This window comes from Rhizobium phaseoli (assembly GCF_003985125.1).
GTDB lineage: Bacteria > Pseudomonadota > Alphaproteobacteria > Rhizobiales > Rhizobiaceae > Rhizobium > Rhizobium phaseoli.
The window spans coordinates 217,681-238,803 of record NZ_ML133572.1 but is presented as its reverse complement, the minus strand read 5'-3'; the positions used below and the strand labels follow the sequence as shown (position 1 = coordinate 238,803).

The window sequence follows — 21,123 nt, the reverse complement described above, 5'->3', positions numbered from 1 at the left end:
GTCAGTATCCTGCCTTCTGCCGCTGGCGGCGGATATGCGCCGGCATCTCGGCATAGACGCCTTCGAAAATGTCGCGCACCGAAGGCCTGCCGCCGGCATGCAGCGTGCCATGTGCCTCGGCCTGACGCTGCGCCTCGATTACCTCGTCCATGATTTCGGCTTCCGCCTGCACGTGACGCTCCTCCGACCATGCGCCCTTGACGATCAGATGTTTCTTCAGCCGCAGCACGGGATCGCCGAGCGGCCAGGCCTCCGATTCCGTCTTCGGCCGATAGGCGCTCGGATCGTCGGAGGTGGAATGGGCGCCGACGCGGTAGGTCACATGTTCGATCAGCGTCGGGCCAAGATTGCGCCGCGCCCGCTCGGCTGCCCAGCGGGCGACGGCATGGACGGCGAGATAATCGTTTCCATCGACCCTCAGCGCCGGAATGCCGAAGCCAAGGCCGCGGGCGGCAAAGGTGCCGGAACCGCCGCGGGCAATGCCCTGGAAAGTGGAAATCGCCCACTGATTGTTGACGATGTTGAGAATGACGGGCGCCTTATAGGTCGAGGCAAAGACGAGCGCCGAATGGAAATCGGATTCCGCCGTCGAGCCGTCGCCGATCCAGGCCGCGGCAATGCGGCTGTCGTTCTTGATCGCCGAGGCCATCGCCCAGCCGACGGCCTGCACATATTGGGTGGCGAGATTGCCGGAGATGGTGAAGAAGCCGTGTTCCTTGGAGGAATACATGATCGGCAGCTGCCGGCCGTGCAGCGGGTCGCTCTCGTTCGAGTAGATCTGGTTCATCATCTCGACCATCGGGTAGTCGTCGGCGATCAAGAGGCCCGCCTGGCGATAGGTCGGAAAATTCATGTCTCCCTTATTGAGCGCCTTGCGGAAGGCGCAGCTGACGGCCTCTTCGCCGAGATGCTGCATGTAGAAAGAGGTCTTGCCCTGGCGCTGCGCCATCAGCATGCGGGCATCGAAAGCACGCAGCTTCATCATGTTGCGAAGCCCGGTCAGCAGCTCCTCATCGGTGAGCGATCCGGCCCAGGGTCCGACCGCCTCGCCGTCACGGTTCAAGACACGGATGATCGAATAGGCGAGGTCGCGGATGTCTTCCGACGCGACATCGACTTCCGGCCGCGGCACGGCACCGGCCTTGGCGATCTTGACGTTGGAAAAATCGGGCTGGCCGCCGGGGCGGACGGCGGGTTCGGGGACGTGCAGGCTCAGAGGAGCGGAATCCACCATGTCTTTTCTTTCCTCCCTTGCCGACCGCGCTTCTCTCCCCGGAAGTGGGCCGGATATGGTTCTTACAGATTGCGGGCGATTACCATGCGCTGCACGTCGCTCGTTCCCTCATAGATCTGGCAGATGCGCACATCGCGATAGATGCGCTCGACCGGGTAATCGGCCATGTAGCCGTAGCCGCCATGGATCTGGATCGCGTCGGAGCAGACGCGTTCGGCCATCTCGGAGGCAAAGAGCTTTGCCATCGAGGCTTCAGACAGGCACGGCAATTCGGCCTCCCGAAGGGCGGCGGCATGAAAGACGAGCTGGCGCGCCGCCTCGATCCGTACCGCCATATCGGCAAGGCGGAAGGCGACGGCCTGATGCTCGAAAATCGGCTTGCCGAAGGCGGTGCGCTCCTTGGCGTAATCGCGCGCCGCCTCGAAGGCTGCCCGCGCCATGCCGACCGCCTGCGCCGCAATGCCGATCCGTCCGCCTTCGAGATTGGCGAGCGCGATTCGGTAACCTTCGCCTTCCGCCCCGAGCCTCAATTCTGCAGGGATACGCATGCTGTTGAAGGCGATCTGGCAGGTATCGGTGGAATGCAACCCGAGCTTTTCCTCGACGCGGATCACCTCGTAGCCCGGCGTCTCCGTCGGCACGATGAAAGCGGTGATGCCCTTCTTGCCGGCATCCGGATCGGTGACGGCAAAGACGATGATGACATTGCCGTTCTTTCCCGAGGTGATGAACTGCTTGGCGCCGTCGATCACGTAATGGTCGCCGTCACGCCGCGCCCGGGTCTTCAAGTTCGAGGCGTCGGATCCCGCCTGCGGCTCGGTCAGCGCAAAACCGCCGATCCATTCGCCGCTCGCCAGATTCGGCAGGAAGCGCTGCCGCTGCTCTTCGGTGCCGAATTTCAGGATCGGCACGCAGCCGACGGAGGAGTGCACGCTCATGATGGTCGAACAGGGTCCGTCGCCGGCGGCAATCTCCTCGAGTGCCGCGGCATAGGCGACAACGCCGGTATCCGAGCCGCCATAGGCCTCCGGCACCAGCATGCCGAGCAGACCGAGTTCGCCCATCTCCTTCAGTTCCTCGCGCGGGAAAAGATGCTCCCGGTCGCGCTTGGCGGCTCCCGGCGCCAGCCGGTCGCGGGCAAAGTCACGAGCGAGATCGGAGATCTGCTGTTGGAGATCGGAAAGGATCATGTGGCTCGCCTCCCCGCTAGTGCCGCTCGATGGCGACGGCCGTCGCCTCGCCGCCACCGATGCAGAGTGCTGCCATGCCGCGTTTCACGTCGTAGCGCTCCAGCGCCGCAAGCAACGTCACCAGGATGCGGGCCCCAGACGCCCCGATAGGATGGCCGAGCGCACAGGCGCCGCCATGAACGTTCACCTTTTCATGCGGCAAGTCGAGATCGCGCATCGCCGCCATGGCGACGACGGCGAAAGCCTCGTTGATCTCGAAGAGATCGACGTCGGAAAGCGCCAGGCCGGTGCGATCGGAGAGTTTCTGCAGCGCGCCGATCGGGGCGGTAGCGAACAGATTGGGCGCCTGTGAATGGGTGGCGTGGCCGAGGATTGTGGCGAGCGGCGTCAGACCGCGACGCTCGGCCTCGGAGCGACGCATCAGCACAAGTGCTGCCGCGCCATCGGAGATCGAGCTGGAATTGGCCGCAGTCACCGTGCCGCCGTCGCGGAAGGCGGGCTTCAGCGTCGGGATCTTGTCGAGCCTGGCCTTGCCGGGCTGTTCATCGCGGCTTGCCACCTGCTCGGCTTTGCCCGATTTGACCGTGACCGGCACAATCTCGCTTTCGAAACAGCCGTCGGCAATCGCCTTCTGCGCCCGCGTCAGGGAGGCGATCGCGTAGTTGTCCTGCGCGTCACGCGTGAACTGATAGGCCTCGGCGCAATCCTCCGCGAAGCTGCCCATCAAGCGCCCCTTGTCATAAGCATCCTCCAGCCCGTCGAGGAACATGTGATCCACGACACGCCCATGGCCGAGCCTGTAGCCGCCACGGGCCCTGTCAAGGAGATAGGGCGCGTTGGTCATGCTTTCCATGCCGCCGGCGACGGCCACCGAGGCGCTGCCTGCGGCGATCAGGTCATGGGCCATCATCACCGCCTTCATGCCCGAACCGCACATTTTGTTGACGGTGCTGGCCCCGGTTGAAAATGGCAGGCCGGCATGGATGGCCGCCTGACGCGCCGGCGCCTGCCCCTGCCCTGCCGGCAGCACGCAGCCGAAGATGACTTCCTCGATCGCCTCCGCTTCGACCCAGCTGCGCTCGAGTGCTGCGCGGATCGCCGTTGCCCCAAGCTCGGGTGCGGCCGCCTCCTTCAGCTCTCCCTGAAAGCTGCCAATCGGGGTGCGCGCCGCACCGGTGACGACGATAGGGTCCTGCAATGCCATCTTTCCTCCTCTGGCGACGCTCATCGCGCCCCCATCCGCAATGCGCCGTCGAGGCGGATGACCTCGCCGTTCAGCATGTTGTTTTCAAAGATATGGCGTACCAGCCCGGCAAATTCCGCCGGCCGGCCGAGCCGCGGCGGAAAGGGCACGCTCTTGCCGAGCGCTTCCTGTACCTCTGCCGGCATATCAGCCATCATCGGCGTCTCGAAAATGCCGGGCGCAATCGACACGACCCGGATGCCATGCCGGGCAAGTTCGCGGGCGATCGGCAAGGTCATCGCCGCCACCCCGCCCTTGGAGGCGGCATAGGCAGCCTGGCCGATCTGGCCGTCGAAGGCGGCAACCGAAGCCGTGTTGACGATGACACCACGTTCGCCTTCGGCATCCGGCTCCGCATTCTGAATGGCGGCGGCGGCAAGTCGGATCATGTTGAACGTGCCGATGAGATTGATGCCGATCGTGCGGGCAAAACTCTCCAGCCGGTGCGGCCCGTCGCGGCCGATCACCTTTTCGGCCGGCGCGACGCCGGCGCAATTCACTAATCCGCGCAAGCCCCCGAAGGCTTCCACCGCAGCGGCGACCACTGCCGTTCCTTCCTCGCCATCGCTCACATCGGCCCTGACGAAGCGAACCTCGCTGCCGAATTTCCGGGCAATCGCTTCGCCCGCTCCCGCATTGAGATCGGCAATCGTCACGCGCCCGCCGGCCTCGACAATCGCGCGCACCGTGGCCGCGCCCAGGCCTGAGCCGCCGCCGGTGACGATGAAACTTGCTCCTGGGATCAGCATGAATCCGGTTCTCCCTGCCGGTAGGCGCCCTCCTCCAGGTGCAACCGGCAGCAGCGATTCTATTCGCTCCACCTATTGCAAGCGATGACAGAACTGCTCCATAATTTCGGCCAGTTTTGCCATAGCGAGGATTGGCATGGCCGAGATCGAGCGACGCATGATCGCACCGGGTTTCGTGGAGGAGGCGCTGGACAGCCTGCGGCGGCTCGGCAAGCCGACGGCACCGATCCTCACCCGCGTCGGGCTGCCTGCTGTCATCGACCAGCCGGTTTCAGCGGAGACTTATGGCGCCCTGTGGCTGGCAATCGCTGCCGAACTCAACGACGAATTCTTCGGCATGGGCGCCCGCCCGATGCGCAGCGGCAGCTTCACGCTGCTCTGCCATTGCGTGCTGCACGCGCCGACACTCGGTCATGCGCTACGCCGGGCGCTGCGCTTCCTCGCCGTCGTGCTCGACGATCCCCGGGGGCAGCTCGTCATCCGCGACGGTCTCGCCGAAGTCGAGCTTAGGGAAGCCGGCGGCCCGCGTTCGGCCTTCGCCTATCGAACCTACTGGATCATCCTGCACGGCATTATCTGCTGGCTGGTCGGGCGGCGCATTCCGATCCGCCTCGTCGATTTCCGCTGCGCCGAACCCAAACAAGGGGCCGACTACCGGCTCTTCTTCGGCGCGCCGGTGCGCTTCTCGCAATCGATCAGCCGGCTCGGCTTCGACAGCGCCATGCTCGACCTGCCGGTTTCCCGCAGTGAACAGGCGCTGAAGCAGTTCCTGCGCGGTGCGCCCGCCAATATTCTGGTGCGCTACCGTTACGACGCCGGCATCGCCGCCGCCGTCCGCCGGCGCTTGAACCAGGCGACACCGGCTGCCTGGACGAGTTTTGCAGCACTTGCCGCCGATATGCGCATGCCCTCCTCCACACTCCGCCACCGCCTGCACGACGAGGGACAAAGCTATGCCGCCATCAAGGACGATATCCGCCGTGACCTTGCCGTCGAACTGCTGCTGAACACCTCGAAGACCATCGGCGAGATCGCCGTACAACTCGGCTATTCCGAACCCAGCGCCTTCTTCCGGGCCTTCCGGAAATGGATGGGCAAGAGCCCGGAGGCTTTCCGGCGGGAGGAAGCGGAAAATCAAACTTTTGTCAGTCGAAACGCTTGACGCGAACTGACTGGCTTCGCGCTTTCGTGAACATGGTGGCATCGTCGTCACGAAGGATTTGCTGAAGCAACCAGGAGCTCTGATGAGGAAAATTTGAAGCGTTATTCCCGATGGTCGTATAAATGTGCGTGTGAGAACGGTGTAATCCGCCTCTTATCTAGATGTTCGGTGAATCAAGAAATTTGAAAGAAGGACGGGGAATTTCGCGGTCGAAATTTTCCGAGTTGGCAACTAAGGCAGGTTAAGCGGCGTTGGAAGGGCCCTCGGCCTCGAGAACAACAAAGCCGCGCGAGCCGCGTCGGAGTCGCCCTGCCGCAGCAGACCTCTAATAGTACAAAATAGTGTTAGTCACTAATTTTCACTATATGTTATAAGGATGCAAAGGAGACCGTAGCCATGAAACCATCCGGCCAGATGACCGTGAGCCTCACCGGCGAACTGGAGCAATTCGTCCGCGATCAGGTGCGCACCGGCGCCTTCGCATCGAGCAGCGAATATATCCGCGACCTGGTACGCGAGCGCTATAACCAGCAACGCGATCGCGCCGAAAAGCTGAAGGCGTTGGATGAGGCACTGGCACGCGGCATCGCCGACGCTGAAGCGGGGCGCACCATGCCCTTGGAGGCGGCATTCAAGCGGCTTCGCGAGGAACTCGGGCTGTTGGATCAAAGCGCCGGGAAATGAAGGTCAGGATTACCGATGCGGCATGGGAAAACATGCTGCATATTGGCCGCTGGATCAAGGACGGCAATCCGGCTCGCGCCGAGACGTTCGTGAGGGAGCTTTACGAACGGTGCGAATCACTGGGGCATATGCCCCGCTCCTTTCCCCTTCTGCCCGGCCGGGAAGAATCCGGCATCCGCCGGCGCCCCTACGGCGACTATCTGATTTTTTACCGGATTGCCGACGCAGTCGAAGTGCTGCATGTCCTCCACGGCGCGGTAGACTATGAACGATTGCTATTCCCGGACGAATAGGGCAACCGCCGATTACCCGCCCCGTAATTCTCGGCCGGCACGCATTGCAAGGATCGGGCAGTGCCAAACTCATGACTCATCGTCGTAGCCTTCACCCTTCGCCAGCCGCCTGATCGCCTCGCCGAACAACTCGGCATGTTCGTCCGGCATCTTCGAGATGTGATGGGCACGACGCGGGTCCATGCCGCTGCGCATCCGCTCGTAATGCTCATAGCTCATCAGCACGAAACGCGGCTTGTTATGGCGGGTGAGAACGACCGGCTCCCGGCTCGCAGCATCGGTGACATCGCCGACCTGCTTGTTGAGATCGCCTGTCGTGAATTGTCGCATGGGATCATCTCCGTTCTTTATTTCCATATATTCCATATTTCCCATCTTTTCAGGAAAACGACACGTGTATGACTTTGAATGGGAAGCCCCCACCTGCAGCAAAATCATGGGCACTTTGAACCTTTCGCAACCCGCGCTACATATTTCAGCGGGAGGAGTGCCATGTTTGATTTTTCGCTTGGCGAAACCGCGGACGCGATCCGCGACACGACGGCGCGGTTTGCCGCCGATCATATTGCTCCGCTGGCCGCGGAGATCGACGAAAGCAACACGTTTCCGCGCCAGCTCTGGCCCCGGATGGGCGCCCTCGGCCTGCACGGGATTACCGTCGAGGAGGAATTCGGTGGCGCCGGTCTCGGTTACCTCGAGCATGTCGTCGCCATGGAGGAGGTTTCGCGTGCTTCGGCCTCCGTCGGCCTGAGTTATGGCGCCCATTCCAATCTCTGCGTCAACCAGATCCGCCGCTGGGCCTCACCGGAACAGAAGCGCCGTCATCTGCCGAAGCTGATCTCAGGGGAACATGTCGGCTCGCTCGCCATGTCGGAGGCCGGCGCCGGGTCCGACGTCGTGTCCATGCGGTTGCGGGCCGAGCGCAAGGGCGACCGCTACATCCTGAACGGCACCAAATTCTGGATCACCAATGCGCCGCATGCCGATGTGCTGGTCGTCTATGCCAAGACCGATCCCGCCGCCGGCGCGAAAGGCATTTCCGCGCTCATCATCGAGAAGGGCATGCCCGGCTTCAGCGTTTCCAAGAAGCTCTCCAAGCTCGGCATGCGCGGCAGCGATACGGCCGAGCTGGTCTTTGAGGATTGCGAGGTGCCGGCGGAGGCGCTGATGGGCCGGGAAGGCGAAGGTGTGAAGATCCTGATGTCCGGCCTCGATTATGAACGCGCCGTGCTTGCCGCCGGCCCGCTCGGCATCATGCAGGCCTGCCTCGATGTCGTGCTGCCCTATGTGCGCGATCGCAAGCAGTTCGGCAAGCCGATCGGCGATTTCCAGCTAATGCAGGCCAAGATTGCCGACATGTATGTCGCGCTGAATTCGGCGCGCGCCTATGTCTATTCCGTTGCCCGCGCCTGCGACGCCGGGCGGGCGACCCGCACCGACGCGGCCGCCGCGATCCTTTTTGCCAGCGAGAACGCCGTGAAGGTGTCGCTGGAGGCGATCCAGGCGCTCGGCGGCGCCGGCTATACCAAGGACTGGCCGGTCGAGCGCTTCCTGCGCGACGCCAAGCTCTACGACATCGGCGCCGGCACCAACGAGATCCGCCGCTATCTGATCGGCCGGGAGCTCATTGCGTCATGACGGTGATTTCGACCGCGATCGATCGCAACAGCGAGAGCTTCGAAGCCAATGCCATCAAGAACAAGGCCCTGATCGACGAGCTCTATGAGCGCTCGGCGAAGGCACGCGAGGGCGGGCCGCAAACGGCGCGTGAGCGCCACACGGCCAAGAGCAAGCTCCTGCCGCGCGACCGCATCCAGCTGCTGATCGATGCCGGCAGTCCCTTTCTGGAGATCGGCACGCTGGCGGCCAACGGCATGTATGGCGGCGAGGCGCCGGGTGCCGGCATCATATCGGGCATCGGCCGCGTTTGCGGTCGCGAGGTGATGATTGTTGCCAATGACGCGACGGTAAAGGGCGGCGCCTATTTTCCGATGACGGTGAAGAAACATCTCAGGGCACAGGAAATCGCCCTGCAGAACCGCCTGCCCTGCCTCTATCTGGTCGATAGCGGCGGCGCCAATCTGCCGCATCAGGCCGAGGTCTTTCCCGACCGCGATCATTTCGGCGCGATCTTCTACAACCAGGCGCAAATGTCGGCCGAAGGCATTCCGCAGATTGCCTGCGTCATGGGGAGCTGCACGGCCGGCGGCGCCTATGTGCCCGCCATGTCCGACGAAACGGTGATCGTGCGCAATCAGGGCACGATCTTTTTGGCCGGCCCGCCGCTGGTCAAAGCCGCGACCGGCGAGATCATCTCGGCCGAAGAGCTCGGCGGCGCCGAGACCCATGGGCGCCGCTCCGGCGTCGTCGACCATGTCGCCGAAAACGACGAACATGCGCTGCTTCTGGTGCGCGATATCGTCGCCAGCCTCAATAGCGTCAAATCGGTCGATATAGACATTCAGCCTCCACGCCCGCCGAAGCTTGATCCTGGCGATCTCTGCGGTCTCATTCCGGATGACGTGCGCTCGCCATATGATGTGCGCGAAGCGATCGGCCGGATTGTCGACGGCTCGCAACTGCATGAGTTCAAGCCGCTCTACGGCACCACCCTCGTCTGCGGCTTCGCCCGCATCTGGGGCATGCCTGTCGCCGTCATCGCCAATAACGGCGTGCTCTTTTCCGAAAGCGCGCTGAAAGGCGCGCATTTCATCGAGCTTGCCTGCCAGCGCCGCGTGCCGCTGCTTTTCCTGCAGAATATCTCCGGCTTCATGGTCGGCGGCCGCTACGAGGCCGGCGGCATCGCCAAGGATGGGGCGAAGCTGGTGACGGCGGTGGCGACCGCGACCGTGCCGAAAGTCACCGTCATCATCGGCGGCAGCTTCGGCGCCGGCAATTACGGCATGTGCGGGCGCGCCTATCGCCCGCGCTTCCTCTTCACCTGGCCGAACAGCCGCATCAGCGTCATGGGCGGCGAACAGGCGGCCTCCGTGCTCGCCACCATCCGCCGCGACGCGATGGAGGCGCGCGGTGAGGATTGGCCGGCCGCCGAGGAAGAGGCCTTCAAGGCACCGATCCGCGCCGGCTACGAGGCGGAGGGCAATCCCTATTTTGCCACCGCCCGCCTCTGGGACGACGGCATCATCGACCCGCGCCAGACGCGCGATGTGCTGGGCCTTGCCTTTTCCGCCTGCCTGAATGCGCCGATCCCGAAAGGGCCGCGCTTCGGCCTGTTCAGGATGTGAGGCGCGCGATGATGGAAAGTCTTCTCATCGCCAACAGGGGCGAAATCGCCCGCCGCATCATCCGCACGGCAAAGTCGCTCGGCATCCGCACCATCGCCGTCTATTCCGAAGCCGATGCCGGTCTGCCCTTCGTGCGGGAAGCTGACGAGGCGATCGCCATTGGCCCGCCGCCCGCTCGAGAGAGCTACCTCTCACAAGAGCGCATCCTGGAAGCTGCCCGCAAGTCAGGTGCTGCCGCCATCCATCCCGGTTACGGATTCCTGTCGGAAAATGCCGAATTCGCCGAAGCTGTCGAGAAGGCCGGCATGATCTGGGTCGGCGCGCCGCCGGCCGCCATCCGCGCCATGGGGCTGAAGGACGCCGCCAAGCAATTGATGCAGGCGGCGGGTGTACCCGTCACCCCCGGCTACCTCGGCTCGGACCAGAGCGAAGCAAGGCTCGCGGCCGAAGCCGATCTCGTCGGCTACCCCGTGCTGATCAAGGCCGTCGCCGGCGGCGGCGGCAAGGGCATGCGTCGCATCGACCGGCCGCAGGATTTTGCCGAAGGTCTCGCCTCCTGCCGGCGCGAAGCGGCTGCCGCCTTCGGCGACGACCGCGTTTTGATCGAACGCTATATCGCCAATCCGCGCCATATCGAGGTTCAGGTCTTTGCCGACAAATCAGGAAATTGCGTCCACCTTTTCGAACGCGACTGCTCGCTGCAGCGCCGTCACCAGAAGGTCATCGAAGAGGCTCCTGCCCCCAGCCTCGATGCCGCCGCCCGGACGACGATCTGCGAGGCGGCGGTCAAGGCTGCAAGAGCGGTCACCTATGTCGGCGCCGGCACGATCGAATTCATCGCCGATGCCTCGCAAGGCCTCCATCCCGACCGTATCTGGTTCATGGAGATGAACACGCGCCTGCAGGTGGAACATCCGGTCACCGAGGCAATTACAGGCGAGGATCTGGTCCTCTGGCAGTTGAAGGTCGCGAGCGGCGAGCCACTGCCGAAAAGCCAGGATGAGATCACCATGAAGGGCTGGGCGCTTGAGGCCCGGCTCTATGCCGAAAACCCCGCCGCCGGATATCTGCCCTCGATCGGCCGGCTCGACCATCTCAAACTGCCGACGACGGTCCGCGTCGACAGCGGCGTCGTTGAGGGCGATGAGATCACTGCCTTTTACGATCCGATGATTGCCAAGATCATCGCCCATGGGCCGAACCGCCAGGCCGCCCTTTCGAAGCTCGCCGTCGCCTGTGCCGGCATCGAGGTCTGGCCGGTCAGATCCAATGCCGGTCTCCTCGCCCGCATCGCCAATGATCCGGATTTTCGCGCCGCGCGGATCGATACCGGCTTCCTCGACCGGCACGGCGAAAACCTGGTGGCGAGCGAGCCCGATGAGACCGTCATCGACAAAGCGGCCACGGCACTTTCGAAGCAGATGGATGGCGATCCCTGGTCCGCACTGACCGGCTTCCGCATCGCCGGGCCAAACGACGGCCGCGTGCGCGTGCGCATCGACGGTCACCTCCATTGGGGACGCGCCCGCGCCGACCTCGAAGCGAATGTCGTCGGGATGGACGAAACGATGGTGCTTTTCGATGCGGGCAATGCCTGGTCGATCGGCCTGCCGCATGCGGGCGAGGTCGAGGCAAATCACGGCGTGGGCGACGGCGCCATTCTTTCACCCATGCCGGGCCTTGTCATTTCGGTGGATATCGCCGAAGGCGATCCGGTCGCCAAGGGGGACCGTCTGCTGACGGTCGAAGCGATGAAGATGGAGCATACGCTGCGGGCGCCCTTCGACGGCATCGTCGGCAAACTGCAGGTTTCCCCCGGCGCCAGGGTCTCAGAAAGCCAGCTGGTCGTCACCGTCATGAAGGGAGAGGAGTGATGGCCGGCCGCTTTTTCGACGAATGGGCGGTCGGCGACCGCATCACCCACGAGATCCGCCGCACGGTCACCGAGACCGACAATCTGCTGTTTACGACGCTCTCCCACAATCCGCAGCCGCTGCATCTCGATGCAGAATATGCGGCCGGCACCGAATTCGGCAGGATCGTCGTCAACGGCACCTTCACCTTCGCGCTGACCGTCGGCCTTTCGGTCGGCGACACGACGCTCGGCACGCTCGTCGCCAATCTCGGCTATGACAAAGTGACGATGCCGAAGCCGGTTTTCATCGGCGATACCCTGAGAGTGGAAAGCGAGGTGACGGAGCTGCGCCGCTCGACCTCCCGACCCGATGCCGGCATCGTTACCTTTCGGCACATCACCCTGAACCAGCGCGACGAGATCGTCTGCCAGTGCCTGCGCACCGCCATGCTGAAGGTGAAGCCGTCATGAGGCTGCGCTCGCTGCTCTTCGTGCCCGGCGACCGGCCGGAACGTTTCGAAAAAGCGCTCACATCGGGCGCCGATGCCGTCATTCTCGATCTGGAAGATTCCGTCGCGCCTGCCAACAAGCCAAAGGCCCGCGACAGCGTGCACACTTTCGTACGGCGCCATGCCGGCGAGACCGCTCTCCTGATCCGCATCAATCCCCTCGCCTCGCCGGAATTCGAACACGACCTCGCCGCCCTGAGCGGCCTTCAGCCTTTCGCGCTCATGCTGCCGAAGGCCGAAGGCGCCGCTTCCGTGCGCAAGCTTGCAAGCGCTCTGGCATCGGCCCTTCCCATCCTGCCGATCGCGACCGAAACGCCATCGGCGATCTTCGAGATCGGCAGCTACCACGAAGTCTCGGACAAGCTTCGCGGCCTGACCTGGGGTGCCGAGGACCTGCCGGCCGCGATCGGGGCTGCGACCGCGCGAAGAACGGATGGCCGTTATACGCCGCCCTACGAGCTTGCCCGCTCGCTCACCCTATTCGCTGCCCATGCCGCAGCCGTTCCGGCGATCGATACCGTCTATCCCGATTTTCGCGATCTCAACGGTTTGAGAGCCTATGTCGGCCGCGCCCGGCGCGACGGCTTTTCCGGCATGATGGCGATCCATCCGAGCCAGGTGGAAACGATCAATCACGCCTTCACGCCGGATGCCTCCGAGATCGCCTGGGCGCAGAAGGTCGCCGCCGCCTTTGCCGCCCAGCCCGACGCCGGTGTTATCCAGCTTGACGGGCGCATGCTTGACCTGCCGCACCTCAAGCTCGCGCTCCGCCTTCTGGAGAGTGCTGGGCGATAGGCAAAACCCTCCGGCCAATCAGCCCGACTTTGCCGTTGGCTTGGAGGCACGCTCCGGCTCGAGATAACCGGCACCGATGGCGACATAAAGGTCCACATAATCCTTGGCGACCTGCTGCACGGTGGCGGCAAGGCTCGCCTGAGCATCGGAGACCGAACGCTGGGCGTCCAGGACATCGAGCAGCGAGGAGGCGCCATCCTTGTAGCTTACGGTCGAGAGCGCGAGCGATTCCTGCGCCGTCTCGACCTGCCGGCGCAGCGGCTCCAGCGTCTGCGTGTCGCGGCGAACGGCGGTCAGTGCGTTTTCGACCTCTTCGACGCCGTTCAGCACCGTCGCTTTCCAGGCGAGATACTGCGTTCGGGCATCGGATTTTTCGATATCGACATTTGCCCGCAACGTACCGCCATCGAAGATCGGCAGGTTGAGCGATGGACCGAAGGACCAGCTGGTCAGGCTTGCGCCTTTGGCGCCTGACGATTTGACCCAGCTCGGCGAGATCGAGCCGGACAAGGTGATCGACGGATAGAGCTGGGCTTCGGCCGCGCCGATATCGGCGACGGCCGCCGCCAGCTCGCGTTCGGCCTTGCGAATATCGGGACGGTTGCGGATGAGATCGGCCGGAATGCCGGCGCGAATGTCGCCACGGAAGACCGGCTGGCCCGCACTCTTCTGCAGCTCACCCATCAGCGAGGATGCCGGCATGCCGATGAGCGTGGCGATGTGATGGGCTGATTCCGTGAAGCTCTTTTCCAGGCCGGGAATGTCGGACTTTGTCGATTGCACCAGGCCTTCAGCCTGCACGACGTCGAGGCGGGAGGCCGCACCGGCTTTCAGCTGCAGCTGCGTGAGCTCGTAAGTCTGCTGCCGGGATTTCAAACTCGCCCGGGAAAGCGCGATGCGCTCCTGATAATAGCGGGCGTCGATATAGCTCTCGACGAGATCTTTGAGAAAAGTGAGTCTGGCATTGTCGGCCGTCGCATAGGCGGCCCCGAGCGAGGCGATCGCGCTCTCCCTGGAGCGGCGATACTGGCCGAAAAAGTCGAGCAGCCAGGAGAGGCTGGCCTCGCCGCCCGTCGTGTTCGTGGTGCCGACCGTCGTGCGGAGCTTGCCTTTCTCGCCGGATAGCGTGTGCGATGCGCCGACGGTCAGGCTCGGCAGGCCGCCGGCGCCGGCGACGGTGACATTGGCCGAGGCCGAGTTGATGCTTTCGAGCGCCTGCAGCACATCGAGATTCTCGCTGAGGCCGTGAGCCACCAGGCCGTCGAGCCGCTTGTCACGATAGGCCGTCCACCACTCGGCCGTCACGACATTGCCGTTGCTCTTGCTACCGCCCTCTTCGAATTTGGCGGGCAGCGGCATTTGCGGGGGAACGTGATCCGGGCCGCTGACGCAGCCTGCCAGCAGAATTGTCAGGAGCGATGCGGCATAGCGGAGGGGTGATAATCTTGTGCGAAGCGACGTACTCACGGGCGAGCCTCTTGAACCGGGATCGTGGGTTCAGGCTTAGCGGCGCCAGCGTTAATGGCGGTTAAGAAACTGTAAAGTTGGGTAAAATCCGGCACCGCCCTGTCGAGCGATGCTGATCAGCGTTCACCGCCGGCCGCACCATAAGGCATCGGCCGCCTCGGAAGCTCGAGCGTGATGGCCAGGCCGCCGGCTTCCGGTAGCGAGGCATGCACGCGCCCGCCGTGACGCTCGATCGCCTGCCTGGCGATAGCAAGGCCGAGACCATATCCGCCGCGCGGCATGGCATCCTTGCCGCGGGAAAACGGCTGGAAGATGCGTTCGAGCTCATCACGCCCGACGCCTGGCCCCTGATCGGTGACGCAGATCCTGAGGCGGTCGGCCATCGTTTCGCAGGATACGGCCACACGCGAATGCTCGGCGGTATATTTGACGGCGTTGCGCACGACATTTTCGAGCGCCCTGTAGATCAGTTCGCCTTCCACCTCGGCACGGAAGATGCCATCGACGCTCGCCGTGATCGAAACCTCTCGCGCCTGGGCCTCGAATGCCGCATCGCCGAGGATTTCGTTGAGGAGTTCGATCACATCCAGACTCTGCGTTTTCAGCGGCCGACTGGATCCCGCCGTCAGTCTCGCAAGTGTGAGAACCTCGCCCACCAGCGTATCGAGCCGTTCCACCTCCCGGTCCATGCGATCCAGCATGGCCGCGAGTTTGGCCGGGCTCTGCCTGAGAACGCCGACGGCGGCCTGCAGGCGGGACAAAGGTGAGCGCAGTTCATGGGAGACGTCATGGAACAGCCTCTGCTGCACATCCTGAAGCTCCTGAAGCCGGGCGGCGCTCGCATCGAAATCATAAGCAAGTGCGGTGACTTCATCTTTTCGTCCGGCCATCTTGTCGCCGATGCGAAAGTCGAAACGCCCATGGGCGAGCGCGCTCAAGCCGTCGCGCAGATGCACGACAGGACGAATGAGGTATCGCGCCAGCGCACCGGCCGCGATCGTGCTGGCGACCAGAATGGTGAGCCACGGTAGGAATGGCCCAAGGCTGTCGAAGGTGGAACCGGCCGGAGCCGACACGGAAAGCCGATAGCAGACTCCGTTCTTCAGCACGGATCGGGTGGTGACCGTGTTCTTCTCGGCGCAGGCATCGGCCTCGTCAGGCTTCGACAGGGTCAAGCCAAGCGGTTGCGTCTTTTCGCTTGTGGTCACGAAACGCGCAGCGGCTGTTTCGCCGTCCTCAGCCAGAATATTTGCAGTCAGGTTCAGCACAAGCGTCCGGCGCTCATGTTCCAGCTCGCTTGCGAAGGGAACCGCCTGGAGGAGTTTGACAGTAAGGATAATGGCAGCAAGGCTTGCCGCCAGAGTCAGCCAGATAATCCTGAAGAATTTCCAGAAAAGCCGGGGCATGGTCAATCCAACAGCAGTTGATAGCCCTGGCCGCGAACGGACTGAATCCAGGATTGCCCGTCCTCCCGCAGTCCGAGCTTCTGGCGAACGCTGCTGATATGGACGTCGATGCGGCGGTCGAACGGTGTGAGCGGCTTGCCGAAGGCCCGCTTCGAAATATCCTGCTTCGACACCAGCTGGCCGGCGCTACGGGCGAGAACCTCGAGCAGGCTGAACTCGGTGCCGGTGAGCTCCAAAGTCTCGCCGCGCCATTCGGCGCTTCTGCTGCCGGAATGGATCACCAGCTGCCCTGCCCTGATCGTGTCGGTCGATGCGCCCGCCCCAGTCTGACCCGCGCGGCGCAGGATGGCGCGCAGCCTTGCCGCCAGTTCGCCCGGCGAGCAGGGTTTCGGCACATAGTCGTCGGCGCCGAGATTGAGGCCCGATATCCTGTCGACGTCGTCGCCCCTTGCGGTCAGCATCAGGACGGGGACCTGGCTCAGCTTTCTGATCCTCTGCAGCACCTCGATGCCGTTCATCCGCGGCATCATGATGTCGAGCACGATGATATCGACCGTATTGCCGGCAGCCGCGGCGATGGCGGCGCGGCCGTCCGTATCCGTTGCGACGTCATATCCTTCCTCGACCAGATATTCCTGCAGAAGCGTCGTCAGCTCGGCATCGTCGTCGATGAGGAGAACCTTGTTCATTTGCGTTGTCCGTCACTAGAACAGGATGATTTTAGACCGGGTCGGCCTAAAATCTGCATCCTGTTCCACATTAAAGAGCTAGAGCATGATATCGTCCGAAAACCGCTCACACTTTTCGGCATCATGCTCAAATCCGGGCAAGCCATACAGCACAAACACCCTCAGCCGGCCAAGTTTTACCTAACTTAACACTAACTTGACCGCGCTTAACGTTCGCCCCGTTACTTATCCTGCCATGACATGGATGCGCACCAGGATCGGTCGCCTCGACATGAGCGGCAGTCCTTCGTCGCGTTCGCGCGGACCCCAAAGGTATCGATGCCTTTGACCACAAGGAATGCTTTGTTGAGAAAACCATCCAGAATACTTGCCGCTGCACTTGTTGCGGCAGCATTTGTTTCCCCCGTGCGTTCTGCCATGGCGGAACAAGCCACGGCAACCGCCCTCACCGTCTCTCTGACGGCGCCGGCGCAGCGGAACTGGCCGGAGACCGTTCCCGCGAGCGGCTGGCTGAAACCATGGCAGGAAGCGGTCATCGCCTCCGAAACGAGCGGTCTGCGCATCACCGATGTCCTGGTCGATGTGGGGTCCGTGGTCACCAAGGGACAGACGCTCGTCCGGCTTTCCCAGGAGAGCGTAATGGCCGATCTCCGCAAACAGCAGGCGGCCGTCGAGATCGCCAAGGCAAGTCTTACGAAGGCCAAGGCGAATGCCGACCGGGCACGGCAGCTCCAACCCTCCGGTGCGCTTTCCGACGAGAAGATCGTCGAATATCTGGCCGACGAGCAGACGGCGACGGCAAGCCTTGCCTCCGAAGAGGCCGCACTCGACAGCGAAAAGATCAAGCTTGCGCAGACCACGATCACGGCCGTCGATGACGGTCTCATAACCTCCCGCTCCGCCGATCTCGGCGCCGTCGTCTCGGCCGGCAGCGAACTGTTCCGCATGGTTCGCCAGCAGCGTGTCGAATGGCAGGCCGAGATTTCGGCGCGTTATCTCCTGCGTATTTCGGAAGGCCTGAGCGTCGAGATCAACGGGCCGGACGGCCAGGTCATCGACGGCAAGGTGAGGCTTGTCGGGCCTTCGGTCAGTACCGATACCAGCCGGGCAATCGTCTATGTCGCGCTTCCCGCGGACGTGCGTCCGCGCACCGGCCTTTACGTCACCGGCAACATCGAACTGCAGACATCTCCGGCGCTGACCGTTCCCGAGACCGCGATCGTGTTCCGGGACGGCATCAGCTACCTCTTCACTTCAGGCGACGATCACCGGGTGCAAAGGGTGAGGGTGGAAACGGGCCGCCGCAACAATGGCGAGGTGGAAATCGTCTCCGGCATCGACCGCGCGTCGAGGGTCGTCACCTCGGGCGGCGCCTTCCTGTCGGACAATGACCTCGTGAAGATTGCGGAGAAAAACTGATGAACTTCTCAGCCTGGTCGATCCGCAATCCCGTACCGGCGATATTGCTGTTTGTGATGCTGACCGTTGGTGGGCTGTTGGCCTTCAATCAGCTGCCGATCCAGAACTTCCCCGATATGGACCTTCCGACGATCAACGTCACCGCCACGCTCGAAGGCGCCGCACCGACGCAGCTCGAAACCGAGGTTGCCCGCAAGATCGAGGATGGCCTTGCCGCGCTCAGCTATCTCGATCACATCACGACGACGATCACCGACGGCACCGTCTCGATCAAGGTGTCCTTCAAGCTGGAAAAAGACAGCGAAACGGCCTTGAACGAAGTCCGCAATGCCGTCGACAGCGTCAAGGGCGACTTGCCGGCGCAAATGGAAACACCAAACGTCAGCAAGGTCACGGTACAGAGCTCGGCTTTGGTCACCTATGCCGTCCGCTCGACCGCTCTCAACGAGACGGAACTTTCCTGGTTCGTCGACAATGATCTGACCAAGGCGCTGCTGTCGGTGCCCGGCGTCGGGCAGGTCAACCGCATCGGCGGGATCGACCGCGAGGTTCATGTGGATCTCGATCCGGCGACAATGGCATCGCTGGGTGTCACGGCAGCCACCGTATCGTCGCAGCTGAAGGCGGTGCAGACGGATACCTCGGGCGGCCTCGGCGAAATCGGCGGCACCCGCCAGACCCTGCGCACGCTCGGCGCCCTGCCCTCGGTCGAGGCACTGAAAGGGCTGAAAATCCCGCTGGCAAACGGCCAGCAGATTCGCCTCGATGACGTCGCATCCGTCACCGACAGCTTCGCCGAACGCTCCTCGATGGCCTATCTCGACGGCAAGCCGGTGATCGCGGTCGAGATCAAGCGCTCGAACGGATTTTCCGATAGCGGCGTTGCCGCCGCCGTCGACAAGGCGATCAAACAGTTCGCCGCCAAACATTCCAATGTTAAGATCGACGAGGCTTACAGCACGATCGGCCCGATCATCGGCAATTACGATGGCTCGATGCACATGCTCTACGAAGGGGCGATCCTGGCGATCATCGTCGTCTGGCTTTTCCTGCGGGACTGGCGGGCGACGATCCTGTCGGCCGTGGCGCTGCCTCTGTCAGTCATACCGACCTTCCTTGTGATGTATTTCGCTGGCTTCAGCCTGAACATCGTCACGCTGCTTGCACTGTCGCTGGTGGTCGGCATCCTCGTCGACGATGCCATCGTCGAGATCGAAAACATCGCCCGCCACCTGCAGATGGGCAAGCGGCCGATCGACGCCGCTCTCGAAGCGGCCAACGAGATCGGACTTGCCGTCATCGCGACCACTTTCACGCTGGTCTCGGTCTTCCTGCCGACGGCCTTCATGAGCGGCATACCAGGCCTCATATTCCGCCAGTTCGGCATCACCGCCGCCGTCGCCGTGCTCGCCTCGCTCGTGGTCGCGCGCCTGCTGACGCCAATGATGGCCGCCTATTTCATGGAGGCCCATCCGACCGAGGAGAAGGACGGCCGGATCATGCGCGCCTATATAGCAATCGTGAAGGCCGCCATGAACCGCCGGAAGACGACCGTGGCCGTCACCGCCGTCGTCGTGGCGCTCTCGCTTTCGACCATCCCCCTGCTGAAATCGGGCTTTCTACCGGCGTCCGACGACGCGCGAACCCAGGTCACGCTGACCATGCAGCCGGGCGCCACCATCGAGCAGACGGATGCCACGGCCAGGAAGGCCGCCGATATTATCGGCAAGCTTCCCGACGTGACGCATGTCTTTTCCGCCGTCGGTTCGACCTCCTCGGGCGGCGGCCCCGATGCCAGCACCACGAGCGATGTCCGATCGGCAACGATCGTGGCCGTGCTGCCGCCCATCGATGAGCGCGACCGCAAGCAATCGGAAATCGAAAACGACATCCGGCAGGCGCTTTCGGTCCTGCCCGGCGTGCGCGTGGCGGTCGGCGGCGGCGGCAATGGCACCAAGCTCGATATCACGCTCGCAAGCGACGATGCGAACGTGCTCGACAGCGCCAGCACGGCGCTGGAGGAACAGCTCCGCTCGCTGCAAGGCATCGGCGCGGTGACGTCGACCGCGGCCAGGCAGGCGCCCGAGATCCAGATCACACCCGACTTTGCGCGCAGCGCCGCGCTCGGGGTCACGTCGAGCGCCATCGCCGAGGCGGTGCGCGTGGCGACCAACGGAGAATATTCCTCCGATCTGCCGAAGCTCAACCTGCCGCAGCGGCAGATTCCGATCGTCGTCCGCTTCTCGCCCGAGACCCGCACCAATCTGGACGACATCAAGAACATGCGGGTGGCGGGAACGCACGGCAATGTCGATCTCGGATCGATTGCCGATGTGAGGATCGGCGGCAGCCCGTCCGAGATCGACCGCATCGATCGGATGCGCAACGTCACCCTTTCGGTCGAACTCAACGGCCGCATCCTCGGCGACGTCAACCGCGAGGCGCAGGCGCTGCCGGCGCTCCAGCATCTGCCGTCGGGCGTCACCCTGGTCGAACAGGGCGAACTTCAGCGCAGTTCGGAATTGTTCCAGAGTTTTGCGCTTGCCATGGCAATCGGCGTCTTCTGCATCTACGCGGTTCTCGTCGTGCTCTTCCACGATTTCCTGCAGCCGCTGACCCTTCTGATGGCTCTGCCGCTCTCGCTCGGCGGCGCGTTGCTGCCGCTGGTGTTGACCGGGACGAGCTTCTCTATGCCTGCGGTCATCGGCCTGCTGATGCTGATGGGCGTGGTGACGAAGAACTCCATCCTGCTCATCGAATATGCGATCATGTCGCGTCAGCGGGGCATGTCGAGATTCGACGCCCTGGTGGATGCCTGCCACAAGCGGGCGCGGCCGATCGTGATGACCACCATCGCCATGGCCTCGGGCATGCTGCCGGCAGCACTCAGCCTGATGGGCGGCGATTCGAGCTTCCGCCAGCCGATGGCGATCGTGGTGATCGGCGGCGTGGTGGTGTCGACGCTGCTCAGCCTGATCGTCATCCCGGTCATCTTCACCTTCGTCGACGATTTCGAACAGATCCTCAAACGGATTCTGCGCCGGATCGGACTGGCCGAGGACATCGCCGGCGATAAACCGCATGCCTCCAACGATCACGCAGCGATCGCCTTCCAGCCCGAGCAGGCAAGGCGAGGGCAAGGTCAAAGATGATCTCACCAGTCGGCAGCCGCTGACGGCAACT

Annotated in this window: 18 protein-coding genes; 10 read left to right on the top strand and 8 right to left on the bottom strand. The window is 63.3% G+C overall.

Going from position 1 to position 21,123, the window contains the following annotated elements:
* Position 1: 1 nt before the first annotated feature.
* The 4 genes from EFD56_RS16350 to EFD56_RS16335 all read right to left on the bottom strand — a co-directional run bounded on the left by EFD56_RS16350 (position 2) and on the right by EFD56_RS16335 (position 4,416).
* Positions 2-1,234, bottom strand: coding sequence for a 3-methyl-2-oxobutanoate dehydrogenase (2-methylpropanoyl-transferring) subunit alpha (locus EFD56_RS16350; RefSeq protein WP_037147361.1), 1,233 nt, complete (start codon positions 1,232-1,234; stop codon positions 2-4).
* 62 nt (positions 1,235-1,296) lie between these two features.
* Positions 1,297-2,424: an acyl-CoA dehydrogenase family protein gene (locus tag EFD56_RS16345; protein WP_126905805.1), complete on the bottom strand. Its 1,128-nt coding sequence runs from the start codon at positions 2,422-2,424 to the stop codon at positions 1,297-1,299.
* A 16-nt stretch (positions 2,425-2,440) separates the two neighbouring features.
* Positions 2,441-3,628: an acetyl-CoA C-acyltransferase gene (locus EFD56_RS16340; RefSeq protein WP_126905804.1), complete on the bottom strand. Its 1,188-nt coding sequence runs from the start codon at positions 3,626-3,628 to the stop codon at positions 2,441-2,443.
* A 20-nt stretch (positions 3,629-3,648) separates the two neighbouring features.
* The gene (locus EFD56_RS16335) at positions 3,649-4,416 is read right to left on the bottom strand and encodes a 3-hydroxyacyl-CoA dehydrogenase (protein WP_126905803.1); all 768 of its coding nucleotides are present in this window, start codon (positions 4,414-4,416) and stop codon (positions 3,649-3,651) included.
* Between the two features lie 136 nt (positions 4,417-4,552).
* Here EFD56_RS16335 and EFD56_RS16330 point away from each other — a divergent pair, with 136 nt between their 5' ends.
* From EFD56_RS16330 to EFD56_RS16320, 3 genes are all read left to right on the top strand, one after another.
* Positions 4,553-5,578 carry an AraC family transcriptional regulator gene (locus EFD56_RS16330; RefSeq protein ID WP_126905802.1) on the top strand — a complete coding sequence of 342 codons (1,026 nt, stop codon included), beginning with the start codon at positions 4,553-4,555 and terminating at the stop codon, positions 5,576-5,578.
* Positions 5,579-5,974: 396 nt separating this feature from the next.
* A complete protein-coding gene (locus EFD56_RS16325) occupies positions 5,975-6,262 on the top strand; it encodes a type II toxin-antitoxin system ParD family antitoxin (protein WP_085743759.1) in 288 nt (95 codons plus the stop codon).
* Positions 6,259-6,555: a type II toxin-antitoxin system RelE/ParE family toxin gene (locus EFD56_RS16320; RefSeq protein WP_064829006.1), complete on the top strand. Its 297-nt coding sequence runs from the start codon at positions 6,259-6,261 to the stop codon at positions 6,553-6,555. Before EFD56_RS16325 ends, EFD56_RS16320 begins: the two co-directional genes overlap by 4 nt.
* 69 nt (positions 6,556-6,624) lie before the next feature.
* Here the strand turns inward: EFD56_RS16320 and EFD56_RS16315 are convergent, their stop codons facing one another.
* Positions 6,625-6,885: a type II toxin-antitoxin system Phd/YefM family antitoxin gene (locus EFD56_RS16315; protein WP_126905801.1), complete on the bottom strand. Its 261-nt coding sequence runs from the start codon at positions 6,883-6,885 to the stop codon at positions 6,625-6,627.
* A gap of 162 nt (positions 6,886-7,047) precedes the next feature.
* Between EFD56_RS16315 and EFD56_RS16310 the strand changes: the two genes are divergently transcribed.
* From EFD56_RS16310 to EFD56_RS16290, 5 genes are read left to right on the top strand one after another with little or no spacing between them, the layout of a single operon-like run.
* A complete protein-coding gene (locus EFD56_RS16310; RefSeq protein WP_126905800.1) occupies positions 7,048-8,193 on the top strand; it encodes an isovaleryl-CoA dehydrogenase in 1,146 nt (381 codons plus the stop codon).
* Positions 8,190-9,800, top strand: coding sequence for a carboxyl transferase domain-containing protein (locus EFD56_RS16305; RefSeq protein WP_126905799.1), 1,611 nt, complete (start codon positions 8,190-8,192; stop codon positions 9,798-9,800). The genes EFD56_RS16310 and EFD56_RS16305 overlap by 4 nt, the downstream gene beginning before the upstream one ends.
* 8 nt (positions 9,801-9,808) lie before the next feature.
* Positions 9,809-11,674, top strand: coding sequence for an acetyl/propionyl/methylcrotonyl-CoA carboxylase subunit alpha (locus EFD56_RS16300; RefSeq protein ID WP_126905798.1), 1,866 nt, complete (start codon positions 9,809-9,811; stop codon positions 11,672-11,674).
* On the top strand, positions 11,674-12,126 hold the full coding sequence (locus EFD56_RS16295) for a MaoC family dehydratase (protein WP_126905797.1): 453 nt from the start codon (positions 11,674-11,676) through the stop codon (positions 12,124-12,126). The genes EFD56_RS16300 and EFD56_RS16295 overlap by 1 nt, the downstream gene beginning before the upstream one ends.
* The gene (locus EFD56_RS16290) at positions 12,123-12,959 is read left to right on the top strand and encodes an HpcH/HpaI aldolase/citrate lyase family protein (RefSeq protein WP_126905796.1); all 837 of its coding nucleotides are present in this window, start codon (positions 12,123-12,125) and stop codon (positions 12,957-12,959) included. Before EFD56_RS16295 ends, EFD56_RS16290 begins: the two co-directional genes overlap by 4 nt.
* A gap of 18 nt (positions 12,960-12,977) precedes the next feature.
* Here the strand turns inward: EFD56_RS16290 and EFD56_RS16285 are convergent, their stop codons facing one another.
* From EFD56_RS16285 to EFD56_RS16275, 3 genes are all read right to left on the bottom strand, one after another.
* A complete protein-coding gene (locus tag EFD56_RS16285) occupies positions 12,978-14,426 on the bottom strand; it encodes an efflux transporter outer membrane subunit (RefSeq protein ID WP_126905795.1) in 1,449 nt (482 codons plus the stop codon).
* 116 nt (positions 14,427-14,542) lie between these two features.
* Positions 14,543-15,832, bottom strand: coding sequence for a HAMP domain-containing sensor histidine kinase (locus tag EFD56_RS16280; protein WP_126905794.1), 1,290 nt, complete (start codon positions 15,830-15,832; stop codon positions 14,543-14,545).
* Between the two features lie 2 nt (positions 15,833-15,834).
* Positions 15,835-16,521: a response regulator gene (locus tag EFD56_RS16275; protein WP_126905793.1), complete on the bottom strand. Its 687-nt coding sequence runs from the start codon at positions 16,519-16,521 to the stop codon at positions 15,835-15,837.
* A 318-nt stretch (positions 16,522-16,839) separates the two neighbouring features.
* On the opposite strand from EFD56_RS16275, the gene EFD56_RS16270 reads away from it, so the two are divergent.
* The gene (locus tag EFD56_RS16270; protein WP_184333184.1) at positions 16,840-17,940 is read left to right on the top strand and encodes an efflux RND transporter periplasmic adaptor subunit; all 1,101 of its coding nucleotides are present in this window, start codon (positions 16,840-16,842) and stop codon (positions 17,938-17,940) included.
* A complete protein-coding gene (locus tag EFD56_RS16265) occupies positions 17,940-21,092 on the top strand; it encodes an efflux RND transporter permease subunit (RefSeq protein WP_126905791.1) in 3,153 nt (1,050 codons plus the stop codon). The genes EFD56_RS16270 and EFD56_RS16265 overlap by 1 nt, the downstream gene beginning before the upstream one ends.
* Positions 21,093-21,123 lie beyond the last annotated feature (31 nt).